The organism is Amycolatopsis sp. NBC_01307, from assembly GCF_035975215.1.
In the GTDB taxonomy this organism is placed as follows: Bacteria; Actinomycetota; Actinomycetes; order Mycobacteriales; family Pseudonocardiaceae; genus Amycolatopsis.
In genome coordinates this window covers 8735769-8757768 of record NZ_CP108403.1, presented here as the reverse complement: position 1 = coordinate 8757768, position 22000 = coordinate 8735769, and the positions used below count along the sequence as shown (strand labels likewise).

The 22000-nt window shown below is 70.7% G+C and carries 21 protein-coding genes; 5 read left to right on the top strand and 16 right to left on the bottom strand.

Annotation, left to right across the window (positions count from 1 at the left end):
* Positions 1 to 148 precede the first annotated feature (148 nt).
* Both OG439_RS38825 and OG439_RS38820 read right to left on the bottom strand, forming a co-directional pair.
* Positions 149 to 1417, bottom strand: coding sequence for an MFS transporter (locus OG439_RS38825; RefSeq protein WP_326945496.1), 1269 nt, complete (start codon positions 1415 to 1417; stop codon positions 149 to 151).
* Positions 1407 to 2732 (bottom strand): GH1 family beta-glucosidase, encoded by a 1326-nt coding sequence (locus OG439_RS38820; protein ID WP_326945495.1) that lies wholly within the window; start codon positions 2730 to 2732, stop codon positions 1407 to 1409. Before OG439_RS38820 ends, OG439_RS38825 begins: the two co-directional genes overlap by 11 nt.
* Before the next feature lie 130 nt (positions 2733 to 2862).
* On the opposite strand from OG439_RS38820, the gene OG439_RS38815 reads away from it, so the two are divergent.
* The gene (locus tag OG439_RS38815) at positions 2863 to 3510 is read left to right on the top strand and encodes a TetR/AcrR family transcriptional regulator (RefSeq protein WP_247059740.1); all 648 of its coding nucleotides are present in this window, start codon (positions 2863 to 2865) and stop codon (positions 3508 to 3510) included.
* A gap of 666 nt (positions 3511 to 4176) precedes the next feature.
* On the opposite strand, the gene OG439_RS38810 is transcribed toward OG439_RS38815, so the two are convergent.
* On the bottom strand, positions 4177 to 5361 hold the full coding sequence (locus OG439_RS38810) for an amino acid deaminase/aldolase (RefSeq protein WP_326945494.1): 1185 nt from the start codon (positions 5359 to 5361) through the stop codon (positions 4177 to 4179).
* An 85-nt stretch (positions 5362 to 5446) separates the two neighbouring features.
* Here OG439_RS38810 and OG439_RS38805 point away from each other — a divergent pair, with 85 nt between their 5' ends.
* Positions 5447 to 6745, top strand: a complete 1299-nt coding sequence (locus OG439_RS38805) for a D-arabinono-1,4-lactone oxidase (RefSeq protein WP_326945493.1) — start codon at positions 5447 to 5449, stop codon at positions 6743 to 6745.
* Here the strand turns inward: OG439_RS38805 and OG439_RS38800 are convergent.
* Genes OG439_RS38800 through OG439_RS38790 form a run of 3 tightly spaced genes read right to left on the bottom strand, consistent with a single transcriptional unit; the run spans position 6742 to position 9023 of the window.
* Positions 6742 to 7689, bottom strand: coding sequence for a ribose-phosphate diphosphokinase (locus OG439_RS38800; RefSeq protein WP_247059737.1), 948 nt, complete (start codon positions 7687 to 7689; stop codon positions 6742 to 6744). The genes OG439_RS38805 and OG439_RS38800 overlap by 4 nt on opposite strands.
* Positions 7686 to 8336, bottom strand: a complete 651-nt coding sequence (locus tag OG439_RS38795) for an NAD(P)H-binding protein (protein ID WP_326945492.1) — start codon at positions 8334 to 8336, stop codon at positions 7686 to 7688. The genes OG439_RS38800 and OG439_RS38795 overlap by 4 nt, the downstream gene beginning before the upstream one ends.
* Positions 8337 to 8369: 33 nt before the next feature.
* Positions 8370 to 9023 (bottom strand): hypothetical protein, encoded by a 654-nt coding sequence (locus OG439_RS38790; RefSeq protein ID WP_247059735.1) that lies wholly within the window; start codon positions 9021 to 9023, stop codon positions 8370 to 8372.
* A gap of 432 nt (positions 9024 to 9455) precedes the next feature.
* Between OG439_RS38790 and OG439_RS38785 the strand changes: the two genes are divergently transcribed.
* Positions 9456 to 10526, top strand: a complete 1071-nt coding sequence (locus OG439_RS38785; RefSeq protein WP_326945491.1) for an HpcH/HpaI aldolase/citrate lyase family protein — start codon at positions 9456 to 9458, stop codon at positions 10524 to 10526.
* Entirely contained in the window at positions 10523 to 11377 is an 855-nt protein-coding gene (locus OG439_RS38780; protein WP_326945490.1) for an HpcH/HpaI aldolase/citrate lyase family protein, read from the top strand. Before OG439_RS38785 ends, OG439_RS38780 begins: the two co-directional genes overlap by 4 nt.
* A gap of 42 nt (positions 11378 to 11419) precedes the next feature.
* Here the strand turns inward: OG439_RS38780 and OG439_RS38775 are convergent, their stop codons facing one another.
* The 10 genes from OG439_RS38775 to OG439_RS38730 all read right to left on the bottom strand — a co-directional run bounded on the left by OG439_RS38775 (position 11420) and on the right by OG439_RS38730 (position 21185).
* Positions 11420 to 12304: a CU044_5270 family protein gene (locus OG439_RS38775; RefSeq protein ID WP_326945489.1), complete on the bottom strand. Its 885-nt coding sequence runs from the start codon at positions 12302 to 12304 to the stop codon at positions 11420 to 11422.
* Complete coding sequence (locus OG439_RS38770; RefSeq protein WP_326945488.1) at positions 12297 to 12809, bottom strand: RNA polymerase sigma factor; 513 nt, start codon at positions 12807 to 12809, stop codon at positions 12297 to 12299. Before OG439_RS38770 ends, OG439_RS38775 begins: the two co-directional genes overlap by 8 nt.
* Before the next feature lie 87 nt (positions 12810 to 12896).
* The gene (locus OG439_RS38765; RefSeq protein ID WP_326945487.1) at positions 12897 to 14282 is read right to left on the bottom strand and encodes an amidase; all 1386 of its coding nucleotides are present in this window, start codon (positions 14280 to 14282) and stop codon (positions 12897 to 12899) included.
* 10 nt (positions 14283 to 14292) lie between these two features.
* Entirely contained in the window at positions 14293 to 15051 is a 759-nt protein-coding gene (locus tag OG439_RS38760) for an SDR family NAD(P)-dependent oxidoreductase (protein ID WP_326945486.1), read from the bottom strand.
* A complete protein-coding gene (locus OG439_RS38755; RefSeq protein ID WP_326945485.1) occupies positions 15048 to 16460 on the bottom strand; it encodes an aldehyde dehydrogenase family protein in 1413 nt (470 codons plus the stop codon). Before OG439_RS38755 ends, OG439_RS38760 begins: the two co-directional genes overlap by 4 nt.
* Entirely contained in the window at positions 16453 to 17223 is a 771-nt protein-coding gene (locus tag OG439_RS38750) for an ABC transporter ATP-binding protein (RefSeq protein WP_326945484.1), read from the bottom strand. Before OG439_RS38750 ends, OG439_RS38755 begins: the two co-directional genes overlap by 8 nt.
* On the bottom strand, positions 17220 to 17951 hold the full coding sequence (locus OG439_RS38745; RefSeq protein ID WP_326945483.1) for an ABC transporter ATP-binding protein: 732 nt from the start codon (positions 17949 to 17951) through the stop codon (positions 17220 to 17222). The genes OG439_RS38750 and OG439_RS38745 overlap by 4 nt, the downstream gene beginning before the upstream one ends.
* The gene (locus OG439_RS38740) at positions 17948 to 18754 is read right to left on the bottom strand and encodes an ABC transporter permease (protein ID WP_326945481.1); all 807 of its coding nucleotides are present in this window, start codon (positions 18752 to 18754) and stop codon (positions 17948 to 17950) included. Before OG439_RS38740 ends, OG439_RS38745 begins: the two co-directional genes overlap by 4 nt.
* Entirely contained in the window at positions 18754 to 19698 is a 945-nt protein-coding gene (locus tag OG439_RS38735) for an ABC transporter permease (protein WP_326945480.1), read from the bottom strand. The genes OG439_RS38740 and OG439_RS38735 overlap by 1 nt, the downstream gene beginning before the upstream one ends.
* The gene (locus tag OG439_RS38730; protein ID WP_326945479.1) at positions 19695 to 21185 is read right to left on the bottom strand and encodes an ABC transporter substrate-binding protein; all 1491 of its coding nucleotides are present in this window, start codon (positions 21183 to 21185) and stop codon (positions 19695 to 19697) included. The genes OG439_RS38735 and OG439_RS38730 overlap by 4 nt, the downstream gene beginning before the upstream one ends.
* A gap of 65 nt (positions 21186 to 21250) precedes the next feature.
* On the opposite strand from OG439_RS38730, the gene OG439_RS38725 reads away from it, so the two are divergent.
* Positions 21251 to 21994, top strand: a complete 744-nt coding sequence (locus OG439_RS38725; protein WP_326945478.1) for a FadR/GntR family transcriptional regulator — start codon at positions 21251 to 21253, stop codon at positions 21992 to 21994.
* The last annotated feature ends 6 nt before the right edge of the window (positions 21995 to 22000 follow it).

Below are 22000 nucleotides of genomic sequence, written 5' to 3'. Positions count from 1 at the left end.
AGATTGATCATCAAGCGCAGCGTGATCATGGAGTTGGTCCGCAGCGCGCCCGCCCCACACGTGCGGCCCCGAATTCCGCGGGCCGGTGCCGTTGCACTCCCCTCCCCCGACCGGCACCGGCCCGCGGTTCCACGTCCGCGTCCGGTCGCTAACGGACCGCCTTCACCCGCAGGACCAGCACCGCGGCCAGCAGCGTCGCGACGGCCGAAGCGGCGAAGAGCCCGGAATAGCCACCCAGGTACGCGAGCACCAACGGCGTCAGCAGCGGGGCGACCACCTGCGGCAGCGAGTTCGCGATGTTGATGACGCCCAGGTCCTTCGCGCGGTCCTGCGCCGTCGGCAGCACCTGCGTCAGCATCGCGAGCGCGACGGCCATGTACGCACCGAAACCGACGCCCAGCAGCGGCGACGCGGCGAGCGCGACCGGCCAGCTCTGCCAGATCACCAGCAGCAAAGCGGCCAGCGCCATCACACCGGAGGCCGCAAGGACGTACGGCTTACGCCGTCCGGACTTGTCGGAGAAGTGCCCGGCGAGCACGGCACCGATCACGAGCGCCACGCCGTAGAGCCCCATCATGATCAACAGTCCCGTGTCGGGGTCCGGGTAGTGCACCGCGTCCTTGAGGAAGAACAGCAAGTAGAGCGTCCCGAACGCGTTGCCGAGGTTGATCATGAAGTGGCACGACCAGGCCCACGCGAAGTCCGGGTGCCGCCGCGGCGAGACCCAGAGGTTGCGCAGCACCTCACCGGCCGCCGACGACGGGCGGTGCTCGACCGGCAGCCGCGCGTCCGGCGTCCGGAGCACGAAGAACGCGGCCCCGACCAGGACGATCCCCGCGCAGACCGCGTAGGCCAGCGGGATCCCGGCGATGCCGAGCATCACGACGACCACCACCGCGCCCAGCACCGTGCCGAGCATCTGCGCGATGCCGACCAGCCCGCCGACCTGCGCGCGCTGCCCGACCGGCACCCGGTCGGCGATGGCGGACATCAGGGTGGCGAGCATGCCGTTGAGCCCGGCCTGCACCAGGCACCAGCCGGCGATCAGCAGCGCGACGTTCGGCGCGAACCCCAGCACCAGCAGGCCCACCGCGGCGACGACCGCGCCGACGACCGTCCACGGGTGGCGGCGGCCGAAGCGCGAGCACGTCCGGTCCGACAGCAGCCCGACCGCCGGGTTGACGATCAGGGCCACGACCGCGCCGGCACCCATCACGATGCCGAGCACGAACTCCTTGTTCACCTGGTCGAGCAGCTCCGCCTGCTGCGGCAGCAGCACCTGGATGGGCGCGTAGATCCCCAGCCAGAGCGCGATGTTCGCGAAGAACAGCAGGCTCATCCAGCCGGGCCGCACCCGCACGACGGGCTCGGCGAGGGCTTCGGGCAGGCCCGTGGCCTCGGTCGTCTCACTGCTCATCCCGCACCAGCTTCCGGTACCAGTGGAACGAGTCCTTCGGCGTGCGCCGGAGGGTCTCGTAGTCGACGTGCACCAGGCCGAAGCGCGGCGCGTAGCCCTTGGACCACTCGAAATTGTCCATCAGGGACCAGCAGAAGTACCCCCGGACGTCGACTCCGGCGTCCATCGCCTCGCGCACCGCGACGAGGTGACTGTGCAGGAAGTCGATCCGCTCGGGGTCGTGCACGCCGCCGTCCTCGGCGACGACGTCGGCGAAGCTGCAGCCGTTCTCGGTGATCTGGATCGGCGGCAGCTTGTCGCGGTAGCGCCGGTGGAAGTCCAGCAGCAGCTCACGCAGGGCGTGCGGGACGATCGGCGAGTCGTTGGTCGTCATCGGGTAGCCCTCGATCGGGCGGAGGTCGAACGGCAGCGGGTTGCCCGGGCTGGGCTTCGCGACGCCTTGGGGCTCGTAGTAGTTGACGCCGTAGAAGTCGAGCGGCTGCGCGATCGTCGGCAGGTCGCCGGCGAACCCGGCGGGCAGGTGCTCGTGGAGCTGCTCGGGGTAGGTGCCGAGCAGAACGGGATCCGCGAAGAGCCGGTTGAGCAGCGCGTCGAGCCACACCGCGGCTGCGTCGTCCTCCAGACTGTCTTCGACCGGCCAGATCGGCGAGTGGTTGTTGGCCGTGCCGATGTTCGTGGCGCCGGCCGCGCGCAGCGCCTGGACGGCGAGGCCGTGCGCGAGGTTCTGGTGGTGCGCGGTCGGGATGGCGTCGAGCAGGAGGGTCTTTCCGGGTGCGTACTCGCCGATCGCGTAACCGAAGATGGACATCACCATCGGCTCGTTCAACGGGATCCACAGCTTCACCCGATCGGCGAAACGTTCGCCGAGGATGTGGGCGTACTCGGCGAAGCGCCCAGCGGTCCCCCGGGCGAGCCAGCCGCCTTCGTCTTCGACGGCCTGCGGGGTGTCCCAGTGGTAGAGCGTGACCGCGGGCGCGATGCCGGCCTCGCACACGGCGTCGATGAGCTTGTCGTAGAACCCGAGCCCCTCGGCGTTGGGCGCGCCTTTCCCGTCGGGCTGGATCCGGGGCCAGGCGATGGACATCCGGTAGGCACCGACGCCGAGTTCCGCCATCAGCGCGATGTCTTCGGGGTAGCGGTGGTAGTGGTCGGCGGCTACGTTTGCCTCTTCACCGCGAGCGATCTTGCCTTCCGTCGCGGTGAACGTGTCCCAGATGGACGGACCGCGCCCGCCTTCGGTGGTGGCGCCTTCGATCTGGAACGCCGAAGTCGAAACACCCCAAAGGAAGTCTGGCGGGAAGTTCGGGTTCTGCACCGGCTGCTGACCCCTTCGTCAGGCCACCCGTACGGGTGAACATGAAAAGTTCTCATATACTAGGTCTTCACTCGTCCGTGGGGAAGCCCGTCGGCGCGATAAAGTCCCAGATCAGACGAGGAGGAGTGCCGTGTCCGACATCCAGGCCGCGAAGGTGCCGGCAGAAGCGACCCCCCTACGCCGGCAGCCGGTCCAGCAACGCAGCGCGAAACGGGTCGAGCAGATGCTCGACGCGAGCGCGGCGCTGATCGACGAGCTCGGCTACGACGCCCTGACGACCACCCTGATAGCCAAACGAGCAGGGGTCGCCGTCGGTTCGCTGTACCAGTTCTTCCCCGACAAGCGCGCGGTCGTGCAAGCGCTTACCGCCCGGAACCTCGAACGGTTCGTCGGCGCGGTCAACGAGCGCCTCAACCAGCTCGGCCCGGAGCACTGGTGGGACGTCGTCGACTCGATCCTCGACATCTACCTGGAGATGCACCGCTCGGTGCCCGGCTTCTCGAAGGTCCACTTCGGCGACATCATCGACCGCCAGCTGCTCGACGAGACCCGCGACAACAACGCGGTGATCGTGGACTCCCTGACGGACCTCCTGGCCTCCCAGGTCGACCGCCCGGTGGAGGACCTCCGCTTCGCGATCACGATCGCCAACGAGGTCGCGGACGCACTCCTGAAGCTGGCCTTCCGCAAGGAGCCGAGCGGCGACGAGAAGTTCGTGGCGGAGGCGAAGTACGTGGTGAAGGGGTACTTGGCGGCGCGGTTCGGGGAGAAGTCCTAGCTGTCCACAGAAGTTGTCCACAGGCTTCCCCAGTTGTGGACAACCCTGGGGTTTCGCCCGCTTTCGGCGGGGTTCGTCCGGGGGCGCCGATAGACTGGACGTGGGGACGCCCCCCTTGGGAGTGGTGGGGGCTGCTTTCCGGGCGGGGGTGCTGGCCGGGGACTTGGTTCGCCCGTCCGGGGTTGGGGACAACGCCCGGGGCGGGGGCGGTTCGGTGGGGAAATCGGTGTTCGTGTGCACGGACGTGGTGGGGGCTTGCTGCTGGTCGCGGGGCCGGTCGCCGGTAGTCCGCAGGGTTGGTTGCGGTTGTCGGTTGCGGCGACGGTTTGGCCGTCGGTCGCGGCAGTCTGATGCAGCGGCGGCTTGGCGGTCACCCCCGCGCAGCGGCCGGTCGCGGCGGCGGTTGGCGGTCACCCGCGGCAGTCCGATGCGGCGACGGTTTGGCGGTCACCCACGGCAGGCCGCTGCAGTCGCGGCTCGGCGGTCACTCGCAACGGTCGGGTCGCGGCGGTCGGGTCGCGGCGGTCGGGTCGCGGCGGTCGGGTCGCGGCGACGATTCGGCGGTCACCCCGCAGCGGTCGGTTGCGGGGATGGCGGCGTCCAGGGCCCGACCTCCGGTGGCTGTTCGTCGCGCGAAGCAGCCCGGGCTCCCGGAACCCGAGTGGCTCAGCCGAAGTTCTGGTGCTCGCCCCGGTATGTCGGGACCGTGCGCTCCACCCGGTCACCCAGTACCAGGTGGTAGTGCGTGAAGCGCTCCGCCAACTCGCCCGCCTTCGCGTGGCGCAGCCATACCCGGTCGCCCAGTTGCAGGGTTCGGGCGGCTCGGCCTGTCACCGGGGTCTGGACCTCTCCCGCGCCTTCGAAGCCGAGGAACTTCAAGCCCGTCGGGAGGTACGGCTTCGGCTGGCGCGACGGGCCCGTCGGCCCTGAGGCGATGTAGCCGCCGGAATACAGGGTGGCGATCTTGCGTGTGGGGCGGCGGACCACCGGGAGCGCGAACAGCGCCGCCGGGCGGGGGTGGAAGCGGGTGTACGCGTCGAACAGGGTCGGGCCGATCAGGCCCGAGCCCGCGGCGATCTCCGTGACCACGGCGTCCGCGCCCGTCGACTCGATGCTGCCGGTGCCGCCGCCGTTGACGAACTCCAGGTTCGCGACCTCGCGGACCGCGCGGACCACCGCGCCGCGGCGGCGGGCCAGTTCGGCCGCTGACCGGCGTTGCATCCAGCCGATCACCAGCTGGTTCGCGCGACGACCGGCCGCGTCGCCCAGGCCGGCGATCTGGCCTTCGTACGCCATGACGCCGACCAGCCGGAAGCCGGCGCGCGCCACGATCTGGCGGGCGAACGTCGAGGCCTGCTTCGGTGTGAAGATCGGGGACCGCCGGGTGCCGACGTGGAGCCCCGGGACCGGGCGCCACGACGCGTCCAGTTCGAGGCAGACGCGGATTTCCGGGTGGCCGTGGCCGAGGGCGGCGTCCACCAGGTCCAGGTGCTCGGGCGAGTCGACCATGATCGTGATCGCCGCGCGGGCACGCTCTGACGCGGCCAGGCGGCGGAGGGCGTCGTGGTCGGCTGTCGGGTAGGCGACGACGACGTCGTCGGTCGTGCCCTGCTCGACGTGCCAGATGGCCTCGGCCAGCGAGTAGCACATCAGGCCTTCGAAGCCCGGCATCGCGAGCACGCGCTCCAACAACGCCCGGCAGCGGACCGACTTGCTCACGACGCGGATGGGCTTGCCGCCCGCGCGTCGGTGGAGGTCGTCGGCGTTCGCGTCGAAGGCAGCCAAGTCGACGACGGCCAAGGGTGGATCGAGGTCCTTGGTCGCCAAGTCGTACACCGTCGCACTGGTCACGAGGTCTAAAGTACGACAACAAAGCTTGAAACGCGAATACTATTCACTTACTGTCTCGGACATTCGACCGATGGAGGGGGCGCACATGACCCGGTGGACCAACTGGGCGGGCACGGCGTCCGCCTCGCCGCAGCACGTTCACCAGCCGCGGAGCGCGGCGGAGATCGCGGCGACCGTCGCGAGCATCGCCGCGGCCGGCCGGACCGTGCGCGCCTGGGGCAGCGGCCACTCGTTCACCGCGATCGCCGTCGCCGACTCCGACGCGCTCGACCTGCGCGGCTGGACCGGCATCGAGCGCGCCGACCTCGAAACCGGCCACGTCACCGTCCGCGCGGGCACCACGATCAAGCAGCTCAACGCCGCACTCGACACGCTCGGGCTGGCCATGACCAACCTCGGTGACATCGACGCGCAGACCATCGCCGGCGCGATCTCCACCGGCACGCACGGCACCGGCGCCCGGCTCGGCGGCATCGCCACCCAGATCGTCGCCCTCGAGCTGGTCCTGGCGGACGGCTCGGTCGTCACCTGCTCGGCCGGCGAGCGCCCCGACCTCTTCGCCGCGGCCCGCGTCGGCCTCGGCGCGCTCGGCGTGATCACCACCGTGACCCTGCAGTGCGAGCCGTCGTTCGTGCTGCGCGCGCAGGAACGGCCGGAGCCGCTGGAGCAGGTCCTCGAAGGCTTCGACGACTCCGCCGCGAACAACGAGCACTTCGAGTTCTACTGGTTCCCCTACGGCAAGAGCGCGCTGGTCAAGCGCAACAACCGGTGCGAGACGGCCGAGCCGCTGAGCAAGGTCCGCGAGTTCGTCGACTACCAGGTGATGGAGAACGTCGCGTTCGGCGGCCTCTGCCGGACGGGCCGGCTGATGCCGCGGCTCGTGCCGTCGCTCAACAGCTTCGCGTCGAACATGCTCTCGGCGCGCGAGTACAGCGACCTCTCGCACCGCGTCTTCGTCACCGCCCGGAACGTCCGGTTCACCGAGACCGAGTACGCGGTTCCACGTGAATCACTGCACGACGTCCTCGCCGAGCTGCGCGCCCTGGTGCCCAAGCTGAAGGACCCGGTGATGTTCCCGGTCGAGGTCCGCGTCGCGGCCGCCGACGACATCTGGCTCTCGACCGCGCAGGGCCGCGACTCGGCCTACATCGCGATACACCAGTTCACCGGCATGCCGTACCGCGAGTACTTCAGCGCGTTCGAGAAGATCGCCGGCGCGGTCGGCGGCCGCCCGCACTGGGGCAAGATGCACGACCTCGACGCCGGCGTCCTCCGCTCGCGCTACCCGCACTTCGACGACTTCCTGCGCGTGCGCAAGGAAACCGACCCGAGCGGCGTGTTCACCAACACGTACCTGGACCGGGTGCTCGGGCCCGTCGGCTAGAAAAGCGCCGACACCGATTCGCCGTTGTGGATCCGGCGGATCGCCTCGGCCAGGGCCGGCGCGATCGAGAGGATCTTCAGCTTCTCGGTGCGTTCCTCTTCGGGGACCGGGACGGTGTTGGTGCAGACGATCTCCAGCACCTCCGGCCGGTCGCCGATGCGCTCGATGGCCTTCGCCGCGAACAGGCCGTGGGTGCAGGCGACGCGGATCGACCGCGGCTTCAGCTCGGCCAGCCTGTCGAGCAGCTCGAGGACCGTGCTGCCCTTGGCGATCTCGTCGTCGAGCACGATCACGTCGCGGCCGGTGACCTCGCCGATCACCGAGGTGATCTGGACGCGGTCGTCGGGGAAACGCTCCTTCGCGCCGGCCGCGACCTGGACGCCGAGCAGCCGCGCGAAGTGCGACGCCTCCTTCGCGTTGCCCAGGTCGGGCGAGACGACGGTGGTGCGCGAGAGGTCGTACTGCCGGAAGTGCTTGGCCAGCTCCTGCAGTGCGTGCAGGTGGTCGACCGGGACGCTGAAGAAGCCGTGCACCTGCGGCGAGTGCAGCGTCATCGCGAGCACGCGGCTCGCGCCGGCCGTCACCAGCAGGTCGGCGACCAGGCGGCCGCCGATGGAGATGCGCGGAGCGTCCTTCTTGTCCGAGCGCGCGTACGAGTAGTGCGGCATCACCGCGGTGATCCGGGACGCCGACGCGCCGCGGGCGGCGTCGAGCATCAGCAGCAGTTCGACGAGGTGTTCCTGCACCGGCTTCACCAGCGGCTGGATGATGAAGACGTCCCGCTCGCGGCAGTTCGCCTGCAGCTGGACCTCGAGGCAGTCGTTCGCGAAGCGCTGGATCTCGACGGGCCGCAGCGGCACGCCGAGATTGCTGCAGATCTCTTCGGCCAGCTCCGGGTGCGCGCTTCCGCTGAAGACGGCGATTTCCCTCGATGCCTCGTTCACAGCGCCGAGATCGCCGCGTCGATCGCCGTCTCGCCGGCGATCAGTTCCAGTGTCCGGCGCGTGGACGCGGGGGTGTCGAGCAGCGCGAGGAGCACCGCGGCGACGTCGTCACGCGGGATCGGGCCGCGGCCGGTCTTGTCGGCCAGCAGGACTTGGCCGGTGCCGGGGTCGTCGGTCAGCGCGCCGGGCCGCAGGATCGTCCAGTCGACGTCGCGGGCCTTGAGGTCGTCCTCGGCCGCGCGCTTGGCGCGCAGGTAGACGCGGAAGTCCTCGGTGGCGTCGGGGTTCTCCGGGTTGTCGGCACCCATGGAGCCGACCTGGATGTGGCGCCGCACGCCGGCCTGCACGGCCGCGTCGGCGAACAGGGCCGCGGCACCACGGTCCACAGTGTCCTTGCGGGCGGATCCGCTGCCCGGCCCGGCGCCCGCTGCGAATACCGCGGCGTCGGCGCCCTTCAGCGCCTCGGCGACGGTGTCCACATCGGAGCTCTCCAGGTCGAGCACGACGGCTTGGGCGCCGGCGGCTTCGAGGTCCGCCGTGTGGGCGGGATTCCGGATGATCCCGACCCCTTCGTCACCGCGCGCGGCGAGCAGCCGCTCGAGCCGCAACGCGATCTGACCGTGTCCACCAGCAATGACGACTCGCATGCCACCGACCCTAGTAGGGATCGATCAAGGCCGTCAGTCGAGTTCGGCGGGGACTTCGGCGGTGCGCAGCAGGTGGTCGTAGACGACCTCGTTCACCAGCCGCGAAACCGGGTCCTCCGCCAGCACAACGCGCTCGGTGCGGCCCTCGAGGTCGAGGTCGACGACCGCGTTCGGGTCGGCCGAGACGATCGCGAGGCCGTACGCGCGGGCCCGCGGCAGGCAGTTGCCGACGTAGTCCTCGGTCAGCACGGCCGGCGACGGCAGCACCATCGCGGCCTCGCCGTAGCGGGCGAACGGAACCGCGGAGGCCATCGCGGTGCGCCAGTGGCGCGCGACGGCCAGGACGCCGATGATCTCGGCGGCCGGGGCGGGGGCGGTTCCGGCCAGCTCCGGCCAGGTCCAGGTGTCGACAGTGGCCCGATCGGCCACCGGGCCGGCACCCATCGCGATGCGCTCGGCGTGCACGTCGGTGCGAAGCTTGGCGACGACGCAGACCTTGCGGCCCAGGATCGTGATCTCGGGGAGGACGACGCCGTTCCAGCCCAGCTGGGCGGCGGCGGTGCGGGCGAGTTCGTCGACGCTCGCGGGGAGCTCGATCGGCGGCACCACTCGGCTCGGCATCGACCGGCTGCGCTTCGCGCCACCGGCGACCGTCGAGCGCTCGGTGTTCTGAGGTGTAGCCGCCACGAGTCCGCCTCCTTCAAACCTGCACTGCTTCGTGACCGGGGAAAACCGGCACCTCACTTGTCTAACAGCGCGGCGGCGCGGCGTCGCCGGGTAGCGCGAGTGGCTGCGATCGGCGGCGGCCAGCGGTCGATGACCGGTCGGTAGGCGGTCATGGGACTTCGGTCGAACGGTGCGGCCAACCGAGTGATCGCGGGGTGAGTGGCACTACGGTCCGCCCGCGAACGATTACCCAGGGCGCGAATCCGGACTTGTGGATCACTCCGGCCCGACTAGCCCGTTCGGCGCAACCCGGGAAGAATCCACAGTGGACGCAGGCCGCTGAGCTGCGGTTGTCCGCCGTCACCCACATGGCGGTGAGCTGCACCGCAGCGCTCACGCGCGCCCGCGACTAAAGTTACCGACCAGTCACTTAGTCGTCGCCGTGGAGGACCGATGCGCTCCCCGAAGGACTTCTTCGCCCCGCTCGCCCTGGGCGCGCCCGCCCCCGTGCGGGAGATCCCGGTGACGCCGTCCCGGATGATCCACTTCTTCGACCCGAGCAACGAGAAGATGGCGGCCAAGGCGCCGGACATCGCCAAGAAAGTCGACGTCCTCCTGGGAAACCTCGAGGACGCCGTGCGCGCCGACCGCAAGGAGGCCGCGCGCGCCGGGCTCGTCGCCATCGCCAAGGCGAACGACTTCGGGAAGACGCAGCTGTGGACCCGGGTCAACAGCCTGGACTCGCCGTGGGTGCTCGACGACCTGGTGACGCTCGTCACCGAGATCGGCGACAAGCTCGACGTGATCATGGTGCCGAAGGTCGAGGGTGCGCAGGACATCCACTACGTCGACCGGCTGCTCGCCCAGCTCGAAGCGCGCGCCGGCCTGACGAAGCCGTTGCTGGTGCACGCGATCCTCGAGACGGCGAGCGGCGTGGCCAATGTGGAGGAGATCGCCGGCGCGAGCCCGCGGATGCAGGGCATCTCGCTCGGCCCGGCCGACCTGGCCGCGAGCCGCCGGATGAAGACCACCCGCGTCGGCGGCGGCCACCCCGGCTACCTGGTGCGCACCGACCCGACCGGCGACGACCTGATCGAAGGCCGGACGACCTACCAGCAGGACCTCTGGCACTACACGGTGGCGCGGATGGTCGACGCCTGCGCGATGCACGGGATCCTGCCGTACTACGGGCCGTTCGGGGACATCCGCGACGTCGTCGCGTGCGAGGACCAGTTCCGGAACGCGTTCCTGCTGGGTTGTGTGGGCGCGTGGAGCCTGCACCCCGTGCAGATCGACATCGCGAAGAAGGTGTTCTCGCCCGCGCCGTCCGATGTGGCCTGGGCGCGCAAGGTGATCGCCGAGATGGGCGACGGCACCGGCGCGGTGATGATCGACGGGAAGATGCAGGACGACGCGTCGGTGAAGCAGTGCCGCGTGGTCGCCGAACTGGCCGACGCCCTCGCGGCGGACGACCCCGAGCTCGCGGCCGCCTACGACGCCGCCACCAAGGAGGTTCTCGGATGACCGAGCTGAAGCCGAGACGCTCTGTTCTCTACATGCCCGGCGCCAACGAGCGCGCGCTGGAGAAGGCCAAGACCATCCCGGCCGACGCGCTGATCCTCGACCTCGAGGACGCCGTCGCGCCGGACGCCAAGGAGGCCGCCCGCGAACGCGTCTGCGTGGCCGCGTCGTCGGGCGACTACGGCGACCGCGAGGTGACGATCCGCGTCAACGGCCTGGACACCGAGTGGCACGACGCCGACCTGCGCGCGGCCGCGTCGGCCGGCCCGGCCGCGGTGGTCGTGCCGAAGGTGAACTCGGCGGCCGAGGTGCACAACATCGAGCGCGCGCTGGAGCTGGGCGGCGCCCCGGACCACACGAAGATCTGGGCGATGGTCGAGACGCCGGTCGCGATGCTGCACGCCGAGGAGATCGCGGCGGCGTCCGAGCGGCTGACCGTGCTGGTGATGGGCACGAACGACCTCGCCAAGGAGCTGCACGCGGAGTTCGTCCCGGGCCGCGGCCCGCTGCTGGGCGGGCTTTCGCTGTGCCTGCTGGCCGCGCGCGCGACCGGCAAGGTGATCCTCGACGGCGTCTACAACGACGTGAAGGACCTTTCCGGGTTCGAAGAGGAGTGCGTCCAGGGCCGCCAGTACGGCTTCGACGGCAAGACGCTCATCCACCCCGGCCAGGTCGAGCCGTGCAACCGGATCTTCGCGCCGTCCGAAGAGGAGATCGACCGGTCGCGCCGGATCATCGAGGCGTTCGAGAAGGCCGGCAGCGGCGTGGTCACTGTGGACGGTCGGATGATCGAGAACCTGCACGTCGACAACGCGCGCCGGGTGCTCGCGCTGGCCGAGGCGGTCAAGGCCTGACGCCGGTGGCCGGGCTACCCCACTGCCCGGCCACCGGACGGTTCACTGCGGCAGGCTGTTCGTCCACTCGGCACCGACCGTGATGGTTTCCGTGTCCTTGGTGCCGCTCATCACCGCGCCGTCCGGAGTCACGTACATCGATGTCCGGTTCACCCGGCCGGTCGCCGGGTCGACGACGAGCCGCTCGTTCCCCGGCAGCAGCAGGCCTTGGCCGCCCGGGACCGCGCCGAGCGCGCGCACCCCCGGGTACGCTGCGATCGCCCGGAACGCCGCCGCGCGGACCGCCGGGGGCGCCGGCAGGGTGGACACCAGCGAAACCAGGGCCTGGGGCAGCAGCTCCTGCCGCTCGCTCGAGCTCATGGGGCCCGCACTCGTCCGGACTTCGCTGCGCTCCAGCGCGTTCGAGATCCAGTCCCGCAACGCCGCCGGTTCGGTGGGCAACGCCAGGAGCTGGTCGAGGGTCACCTCGACGACGCTCAGATGGAAGGGCGAGTCCACAACCAGCCGGATGACCCGGCCCCCGGTCTTCGCGCCGCGGAACCACTGGTGGCCCTCGGCCGTGGTCCAGTACTCGTAGGTCTCCGACTCGGCGATCTTGAGGTGCCAGTACTTGCCCGTGCCCGCCGGTGCCTTCGCGGCCACGGTGGCCGCTGCGAGCAGGACCTCCTGGCCGGTGACGGCGACCGGCGCCGCGGCCTGCGGGGCCGGCGTCGGAGTCTGAGCCGGGGTTCCGGGCACGGTCGCCACCACGACGGCGGCCGCGGCCGCGACGGCGACCAGTCCGGTGCCGATCGCGAGCGGGCGGACGTGCCGGCGACGGCGGCCGGTGAGCATGTGGTTCTGCAGCCGGTGCCGGCTGCGGTCGACGACGTCCTGAGTGGGCTCGTCGGGGGTCAGTGCCGCGCGCAGCGTCTGCAGGTCATTCATCACGGGCCTCCTGGGCGAGAACGGGGGTGAGCTTCTTGCGGGCACGCGTCAGCCGGGAGCCGACCGTGCCCGGGGAGATGCCGAGGGCCTGAGCGACTTCCGCGTAGCCGAGGTCGGCCATGGCCACGAGCAGCAGCACGTCACGCTCACCCGAAGACAACCGCGACAACGCTTTTCCCAGTCGACCGGCGTCGAGGACGCGGTTTTCGTGGCCCTCGGCGGGCCGGGGCGACTCGAGCCGTGAGAGCGCCCGGTAGTGCCGGGCCTCCTTGCGGCGGTGCCGGGACACGAGGTTCGTCGCGATGCCGAAGAGCCAGGCCCGCAGGTCGCCGCGGGTGGCGTCGAACATCGTCCGGCGGTCGAAGGCGACGAGGAACGTCTCGGCGGCGACGTCCTCCGCCGCCTGGGCGCCGAGCCGGCCGGCGACGTACCGGTAGATGGCCGCGAAGTGCCGGTCGTGCACCTCGGTGAACAGCTCGGTGCCGAGCACCGGGGCCGCCGTCATGGGGCTGCCTCTGTCATGCGGATCCTTCCCGTCGGCGACAGCTTCACCACCACTTCGCCGCGGGCCCGGATCTTCTTCCCTCGTTCTTTAACCCACCGGCCAAGGCCGCTGCGGCGGGCGGACGCGCTCGTACGCCGCAGCGGCGCGCAGGACGCCGACGTCGTCGAAGCGGCGGCCGCTGATCTGGAGGCCGATCGGCCGGCCGTCGTCGGTGTACCCGCAGTTCAGGGACACCGCGGGCTGGCCGGACATGTTGTAGGGCACGGTGAAGCCGATGTGCTCGAACGGCCGGGCGGGGTCGTTCGTCGGGGACGCCCACTCCGCCGGCGGCGCCGCGACCGGGCAGGTCGGCGACAGGACGACGTCGAACCCCGAAGTCGCGCGGAGGGTCGCGACGCTGATCGCGTCGATCTGGGCGAAGCCGCGGTAGACGTCCACTCCGGACAGATCCGCGCCGCCCGCGGCCCACTCCGCGATGTACGGCAGCACCTTCGCGCGCCGGTCGAGTGGCAGCCCGGACATGTCCGACCAGGCGCGGGTGCGCCAGAAGACGTCCAGGCCGTCGAGCATGCTCCGGTCCAGGAACGGCGCGACCGGCTCGACGATCGCGCCCGCGGCTTCGAAGGCCCGGGCCGCCGCGGCGACGGCGTCACGCGTGGCCGGGTCCACCGGGAGGCCGGGGCCGGACTCGAGCTGCAGCCCGACGCGCAGGCCGTCGAGCGTGCCGTCGAGCGACGACCACTCCAGGTCGGCCGGTGGCAGGCTCAGGTGGTCACGCGGGTCGGGCGCGGACAGCACGCTCATCAGCAACGCCGTGTCGGCGACCGTGCGGGTCAGCGGGCCGGCGACGCGGCCGAGGAACGGCGGGTCGACCGGCACCCGGCCGAAGCTCGGCTTCAGCCCGACCAGGCCGCACCAGCCCGCGGGCAGCCGGATCGAGCCGCCGATGTCGGTGCCGACGTGCAGCGGGCCGTACCCGGCGGCGCCCGCGGCGCCGGCGCCCGCACTCGACCCGCCCGGCGACGCCGACGGCTGCCACGGGTTGCGCGCGGTGGTGTGGAAGCTCGACAGGCCGGACGTCAGCATCCCGTAGTCCGGCATGGTCGTCTTGGCCAGCAGGACGCCGCCGGACTCGCGGACGCGCGCCGCCGCCGGGGCGTCTTCGGCCGCCGGGACGAGCGCGGTCGCCGCGGTGCCCAGCGGGACCGGGGTGCCGCGGGTCGCGATGTTTTCCTTGAGCGTCAACGGGACGCCGTCGATCGGGCCCAGCGGTTCGCCCGCGTGCCACCGCGCTTCGGCCGCCTTCGCGTCGGCACGCGCGCTCGACGGGTCGTACGCGTACAACGCGTGCAGCTCGGGCTCCCGCGCGTCGATGCGTTCGAGGACGGCTTCGGTCACCTCGACCGGCGAGAGCGTCTTCGCGCGGTACTGCGCGACGAGTTCGACGGCGGTCAGGTCGGGCAGCTCGGTCATGAGCCCTCCTTCACGAAGCGGGCGGTTCGAAGCGGCCGTCGACGGCGGTCCAGCCACCGTCCACCGCCAGCACCGAGCCGGTGACGAACGTCGACGCGTCCGAAGCGAGGTAGACGACGGCGCCGGCGAGCTCGTCGGGACGCGCCCAGCGGCCCAGCGCGCCCTTCCGCGCGTAGGCGTCGTACCACTCCGGATTCGCCTTGATCTGCGCGGTCAGCGGGGTCTCGACGACGCCGGGGGCGATCGCGTTGACCCGGACACCGGCCGGGCCGAACTCCGCGGCGGCCGTCCGGAACAGCTGGACGAGCCCGGCTTTCGTTGCGGCATAAGGGCCCTGACCAGGCTCGACGGTCGTGCCGCGGATCGACGAGAAGCCGATGATGCTCCCCCGCCCGCGCGCGACCATGTCGGCGCCGAACGCGCGGACGACCTCGAACGTCACGCCGAGGTTGAGCGCGAGGACGCGGTCGAACTCGTCGCGGGTGTAATCGAGCAGGCGTTTGCGGACGTTGGTCGCGGCGGTCAGCACAACGACGTCGAGCGGCCCGAGGTCGGACGCCGCGCGGTCGACGGCACCCGGTTCCAGGAGGTCGATCTCGTAAGCCTCGCCGACGCCGGTTTCGCGGGCCGCTGCGATGTCGCGGTCCGCGACCACGACGTCGGCGCCGTGCGCGGACAGGGCTCGCGCGGCTTCGCGGCCGATCCCGCTGCCGCCGCCGAGCACGACGGCACGCCGTCCGTCCAGCCGGAACAGGTTCTCGTAGTTCACGGTCGCAGCACCGCCATCCTCGTCACGGTCAGCTCTTCGACGGCGAAGCGCGGGCCCTCGCGGCCGATGCCGGAGTCCTTCACACCGCCGTACGGCATGGTGTCCGAGCGGAACCCGGGCACTTCGTTGACGACGACCCCGCCGACGTCCAGCTCGTCCAGCGCCCGGAAAGCCGTGCGCAGGGACTGGCTGTAGACGCTGGCGTGGAGGCCGTAGCGCGACGCGTTGACCGCGGCGAAGGCTTCGTCCACATCGGACACCGTGCGCACGCAGACGACCGGGCCGAAGATCTCCTCGTCCCAGGCTTCGACGCCGTCCGGGACGTCGAGCAGGACGGTCGGGCGCAGCACCGTGCCCTCGATGCCACCGCCGACCTGGCGGGCACCGGACTTCTCGATCCACGCGGCGACGCGGTCGGTGGACGCGGGGTCGATCAAGGCCGAGACGCGGGTCTTCTCGTCGCGCGGATCGCCGACGACGACCTCGTCGAGCCGGGCCAGCAGCCGTTCGGTGAACTCCTGGGCGACCGACGCGACGACCAGCACGCGCTGCACCGAGATGCAGGCCTGGCCAGAGGCGTAGAAGCCACCGCGCAGGACGGCGTCCGCGGCCGCGTCGAGGTCCGCGTCTTCCGCGACGACCAGCGCCGCGTTCGAACCCAGCTCCAGCAACGTCTTCGTGGGCGCCGCGTCACGGGCGATGCGGTGGCCGACGGCGGCGGAGCCGGTGAACGACACCGCGCCGATCCGGCGATCGGTCGTCAGCGCGGCGCCGACGGACGCGTCCCCGGTGACCAGCTGGACCATGGCGGCGAGAGGGGCCATCGAACGCACGAGGTGGACCAGCCACAGCGTCGCGAGAGGCGTCTGCGGCGCGGGCTTGATGATCACCGGGCAGCCCGCGGCGATCGCGGGCGCGATCTTGTGCGACGCGAGCAGCAGCGGGTAGTTGAAGCCCGCGATGCCGACGACCACGCCGATCGGCTTGCGTTTCCAGAACCCGACCAGCCCGTCGCCCGAAGGCAGTAGATCCAGCGGGACGGTCTCGCCGTGCAGCCGCGACACCTCTTCGGCGGCGGCTTCCCACGTGACGATCGTGCGGGCGACCTCGACGCGGCAGTCGACCAGGGGCTTGCCGGTCTCCAGCACGAGCAGGTTCTCGAACTCCTCGCGGCGTTCGGTCAAGGCCGCGGCGACGTCGTTCAACAAAGAACGGCGAGTCCGCGAAGGCAGCGAGGCCACTTCGCGCGCGACGGCGACAGCCTCGTCGACCGCCCGACGTGCCAGCTCAGGCGTGCCGATGGGCGCGGTCCCGATGACACTCCCGTCGTACGGGAACACGACGTCCGATGTGTCCACAGTGGACATCCAGCCCGCGCCGATCGGCAGGCCGTCCGGGTGGTCAGGCATCCTCGCCTCCGCTCAACCGGGCCAGTTCCGCGCGCAGGTTCGGCGCGGCGGCCAGGAGTTCCCGGGTGTACTCGTGCTGCGGCGCGTCGTAGACCTGCTCGACGTCGCCGAGTTCGACGATCTCGCCGCGGCGCATCACCGCGACGCGGTCGCAGACGTGCCGGACGACGCCGAGGTCGTGCGACACGAAGATCAGCGTCAACGCGAACTGCTCCACGAGCGAGGCGAGCAGGTCGAGGATCTGGCCGCGCACGGAGACGTCCAACGCGCTGACGGGCTCGTCCGCGATGAGCACGCTGGGGTTCGGCGCGAGCGCACGCGCGATCGAGATCCGCTGCCGCTGGCCGCCGGAGAACTGGTGCGGGTACCGCCCGGCGGCGTCCTCGGGCAACCCGACGGCGGCGAGCAACTCCGCGACCCGGTCCGGATCGCGGTGGCCGAGCGGCTCGGAAATGATGTCCCGCACACACATCCGCGGGTCGAGCGAACCCATCGGGTCCTGGAAGACGATCTGCAGCTCCGACCGCAGGAAGCCGAGTTTCCGTTCCGGCAGGTTGTCGATACGCCGACCTTGGAATGACACTGTGCCCGCGGTCGGCTTGTCGAGCGCGGCCAGCAGCCGGACCAGCGTGGACTTGCCCGAGCCGGATTCGCCGACGATGCCGAACCGCTGGCCGGCCTCGACGTCGAAGCTGACGCCGCGCAGCGCGTGCACGTCCCGGCGGGCGTACCGGCGTTCCAGGTCGCGGACTTCGATGATCATCGGCGCGCCTCCAGGTCCGACGCGTCCAGGAGCTTGCGCGTGTACTCGTGCTTCGGCGACGTCAGCACTTCGCGCGTCGAGCCCGCTTCGACGATCTCGCCGTCGAGCATCACCAGCACGCGCTCGCACACCGACGCCACCACCGCGAGGTCGTGGGTGATGAACAGAAGGGCACTTTCACGTGAAAGTGACGCCTTGATGAGCGCGAGGATCTGGGCCTGGACGGTGACGTCGAGGGCGGTCGTCGGCTCGTCGCAGATCAGCAGCGACGGCTCGTTGGCCAGCGCCATCGCGAGCACGACGCGTTGCCGCTGGCCGCCGGACAGCTGGTGCGGGTACGCGCGAGCGGTGTCCGGCAGGCCGACGGCGGCGAGGAGTTCTTCGGCTCGGTGACGACGGCCGTGAACCCGGCCGGGCTCGGTGACCTGACGGCCGACGCGCATGGCCGGGTTCAACGCCGTCATCGGCTCCTGGAACACCATCGCCAGCTCGTCGCCGCGCAGCCGCGAAAGGTCCTTTTCGGACATTCCCAGCAGCTCGCGGTCGCCGAGGCGCACCGAGCCGGACGCGTGCAGCTCGTCGGGCAGCAGGCCCATGATCGCCAGCGCCGTCAACGACTTCCCGGAGCCGGACTCGCCGATCAGCCCGACGCGCTCACCGGCGCCGATGTCGAACGAGACGTCCCGGACCAGCGCGTTCACGCTGAGCCCCGTGACCGAGAGAGTCATACGCGGGCCGCCAATCGGGGGTCGAGGCGGTCGCGCAGGCCGTCGCCGAGGAGGTTGAACCCGAGGACGGCGACGGCGATCGCGATGCCCGGCACCAGCGCCAGCCGCGGCTGGACCGTCAGCAGCTCTTGGGATTCCTGCAGCATCCGGCCCCACGACGGCGTCGGCGGCCGGGTGCCGAACCCGAGGAACGACAGCGCCGCCTCCGCCAGCACGGCGATCGCGAACGACACCGACGCCTGCACGATCAGCAGGCCGGAGATGTTCGGCAGCACGTGCCGTACCGCGATGGTCAGCCGCGACCGGCCGCCGGCGCGGGCGGCGAGCACGAACTCGGTGCTCATCACCTGCAGCGTGCCGGACCGGGCGATCCGCGCGAACGACGGGATCGTGGCGATGCCGATCGCGACCATCGCCGTCAGCGTGTCCGCACCGAACACCGCGCCGAACATGATCGCCAGCAGCAACGCGGGAAACGCGAGCACGAGGTCGTTGACCCGCATGACGAACTCGCCGAGCCACCGCGGTGACATCCCGGCGAGGATCCCGAGCGGCGTCCCGATCACGGCGGCGATGCCGACCGCGACCACGCCGACGTACAGCGTCGTCCGCGCGCCGACCATGAGCTGGCTGAGCAGGTCACGCCCGAACTTGTCCGTGCCGAAGAGGTTCTCTCCCCCGAAGCCGAGCAGCCGGTGGGCCGCGTCGACCTTCACCGGGTCGAACGGCGTCCAGAAGAACGACAGCACGGCAGCCAGGACAACCAGGCCGACCAGTACCCCGCCGATCACAAGATTGCGCATCACGAACCTCGCAATCGCGGGTCGAGCACGGTGTAGAGGACATCGACGACGAAGTTGACGAGTAGAACTCCGACGACCAGGACGAGCACGATCCCCTGCACGGTCAGCAGGTCCCGCGACGCGACCGCGTCCAGCAGCATCGAGCCCAGCCCCGGCAGCACGAACACGCGCTCGACGACCACTGCGCCGATCAGCAACGTCGCGAGCTGCAGGCCCAGTACGGTGACGACTGGGACGGACGCGTTGCGCAGGCCGTGCCGCACCAGCGCCTGTCCGGGACGCAGGCCCTTGGACCGCGCGGTGCGCAGGTAGTCCTGGCCGAGCGTGTCCAGCACGGCCGTGCGCACATAACGCGTGAGCACCGCGCCCTGCACCAACCCGAGGGACAGCGCGGGCAGGACGAGCCCGCGGAGGAACTCGCCCGCGTCCTGGTCCGGCGGTGTCCAGCCACCCGAGGGCAGCCAGCGCAGCTGCACCGCGAAGATCTGCACCAGGATGATCCCGGCGAGGAACGCGGGTATCGCGACGCCGATCTGCGACAGCCCGGAAACACCCGCGCCGGCCGCCTTCCGGTGCTTCACCGCGGCGAACGTGCCCGCGGGGATGGCGATCACCAGCGCCACCAGCATCCCGGCGCCGACCAGCCAGAGCGTGACGCCGAGGCGGTCGAGCAGCTGCGGGCCGATGGTGTCGCGCGTGACGTAGGAACGGCCGAAGTCGCCGTGCAGCACGCCGCCGATCCAGTCGAAGTACTGCGTGACCAGCGGCCGGTCGATGCCGAACTCGGCGCGGGTCTTGGCGAGCAGCTCCGGCGTCGCGTTGACGCCGAGCGCGACCTGCGCCGGATCACCCGGCAGCACGGCCATGAAGAGGAACACGACGATCGACGCGACCAGCACGCTGACCACGAAGATCGCCACCCGGCGCAACACCTTGGCGGTCATCGCGGCACCAGCCCGGTCAGGTCGAACGACTCGCTGACCTGGTTGGCCGCGAACCCGCCGACCTTGGCCTTCGCCACGATCACGTTGGGGAACAGGAAGAGCCAGTCCGCGGCGGCGTCCGTGTTGAGCTGCTCGGCCACGAGTTTCATGTCCGCGACCTGCTGCTCCGGCGTCCCGCTGTCGGCTTCGGCGAGCAGCTGCTGGACACGCTTGTTGTCGTAGCCCCAGTAGTACGTCGGCTTGCCGAACGTCGTGATGTCACGGGCCTCGACGTGCTGGATGATCGACAGGTCGTAGTCGTGGTCGGTGAACACCTGCTTCAGCCAGACGGCCGGGAAGTCGAGCGGCTCGATGGTCGTCCGGACGCCGACGTCGGCCAGCTGCGACTGGACGACCTGCGCGGCCGACACGGCGTAGGGCAGGTTCGGGATCCGCATGCGCAGGTTCAGGTTCGTCGCGCCGGCCTCGCTCAGCAGCGCCTTCGCCTTCCCGGGGTCGAACGGGTGGACGTTCGCCAGGTCCTCGTACCAGGGGTCGGTCGGCGGGACCATGCTGCCGATCAACGTGCCGCGCCCGGCCCACGCCGTGTCCAGCAACGCCTTCCGGTCGATCGCGTACGTCAGCGCCTGGCGGACGCGCGGGTCGGTCAGCGGCGCGCGCTTGTTGTTGAACGCCAGCGTGACCTCGCTGTTCGACGTGCCCTGCACCACCTGGAACCGGTCGTCGGCCTGGAACTGCGGGATCGAGTCGGGCGCGGTGATCGCGGAGATGACGTCGATGCCGTTGCTGTACAGCGCGTTGTTCAGCGCGGTCGGGTCCTTGATGTACTTCAGTACAACTGTCCGATACGCCGGTTCCCGGCCCCAGTACGCGGGATTCGCCTTGAGCACGACGGAGTCGCCGCGCTTGCGGGCCGCCACGACGTACGGCCCGGTGCCGATCGGCTTGTTCGCCAGGTCGGCCACACCGGTGGGGCTGAACATCGCGCCGAGCCGGCTCGTGAGGCTGAACAGCCAGCCGTTCGACGGCTTCGACAGCACGACCCGCGCGTGGTCCGGCGCCACGACGTCGACGTGGTCGACGACGTCCATTGTGGACTTGATCGAGATCGTCCAGTCGGTCTTCACGCGCAGCAGCGAGAACTTGACGTCCTCGGCGGTGAACGGCGCGCCGTTGCTGAACTCGACCCCTTGCCGCAGCTGGAAGTCGTAGGTCTTCCGGTCCGGGCTGATGGTCCACGACTTCGCGAGCAACGGCACCACGCGACCCTGCGAATCGAGCTTCACCAGGCCTTCGTAGACGTTGTAGAGCAACGCCTGCGGGATCGCGGCACCGTCGGTCTTGGTGAAGTCGAAGTTGGCCGGCTCCGCCGTGAAACCGACGGAAAGTGTGTCCGGACCAGCGGAAACGCTCGCCGACGAGCCGGCCGAGCAGCCGGACACCACGAGCAGCAGCGCCGCCGCCAGCACGTGAATCCGGGCTTTCATCTGGCCTCCAGGTAGGTACACTGGTCTGACCAGTAGCCTGCACGCGACGGACGTCGAGGTCAAGGATGCGGTTCGAACCGGTGGCTCCGGTCCGCGCGTACGAGCGGGTCGTCGAGCAGATCGAGCAGGCCGTGGTCAGCGGGGCGCTCAAACCGGGAGAACGCCTGCCCAGCGAGCGCGAGCTGATGATCCAGTTCGGCGTCGGGCGCTCGACGATCCGCGAAGCCCTGCGGGTTTTGCAGGCCGCCGAAATGATCCGTTCGCGGCCCGGCGATCCGCGCGGGCCCGAGGTGCTGGCCGCGTCCCCGGTGGCGTTGCACCGCTCGATGCACCGGCTCGCGCGCGCCGACCACGTCGGGCTCGCCGAGCTGTTGCAGTTCCGGATGATCCTCGACGGCTCGGCGCACCTGCTCGCCGCGGAGCTGCGCACCGACGACGACCTGACCGGCCTGGCCGAAGCCCTCGACGCGATGCGCGAAGGCGTCTCACGCGGGTACGCCGAGTTCAGCCGCGCGGACGTCGCGTTCCACGAAGTCATCGCCCGGAGCTCGCGGAACCCGTTGCTGGTGGTCAGCGAGGAAGTCGTCCGCGGGGTCGTGCTGGAGCTGATCGAGGACAAGCTGGAGCACGCCAGCAACCGGACGTCGCTGATGCGCACCTGGCTCGCGCACCACGCCGAAGTCCTCGACGCGGTCCGCGCGGCCGACGGCGCCGGCGCGTCACAGCTGGCCAAACAGGCGTTGTACGACAACTACGCCGAATACGTCCCGGCCGGGCAACGCCCGCTGCTGACCCCCTTGCTGCGGTAATACACT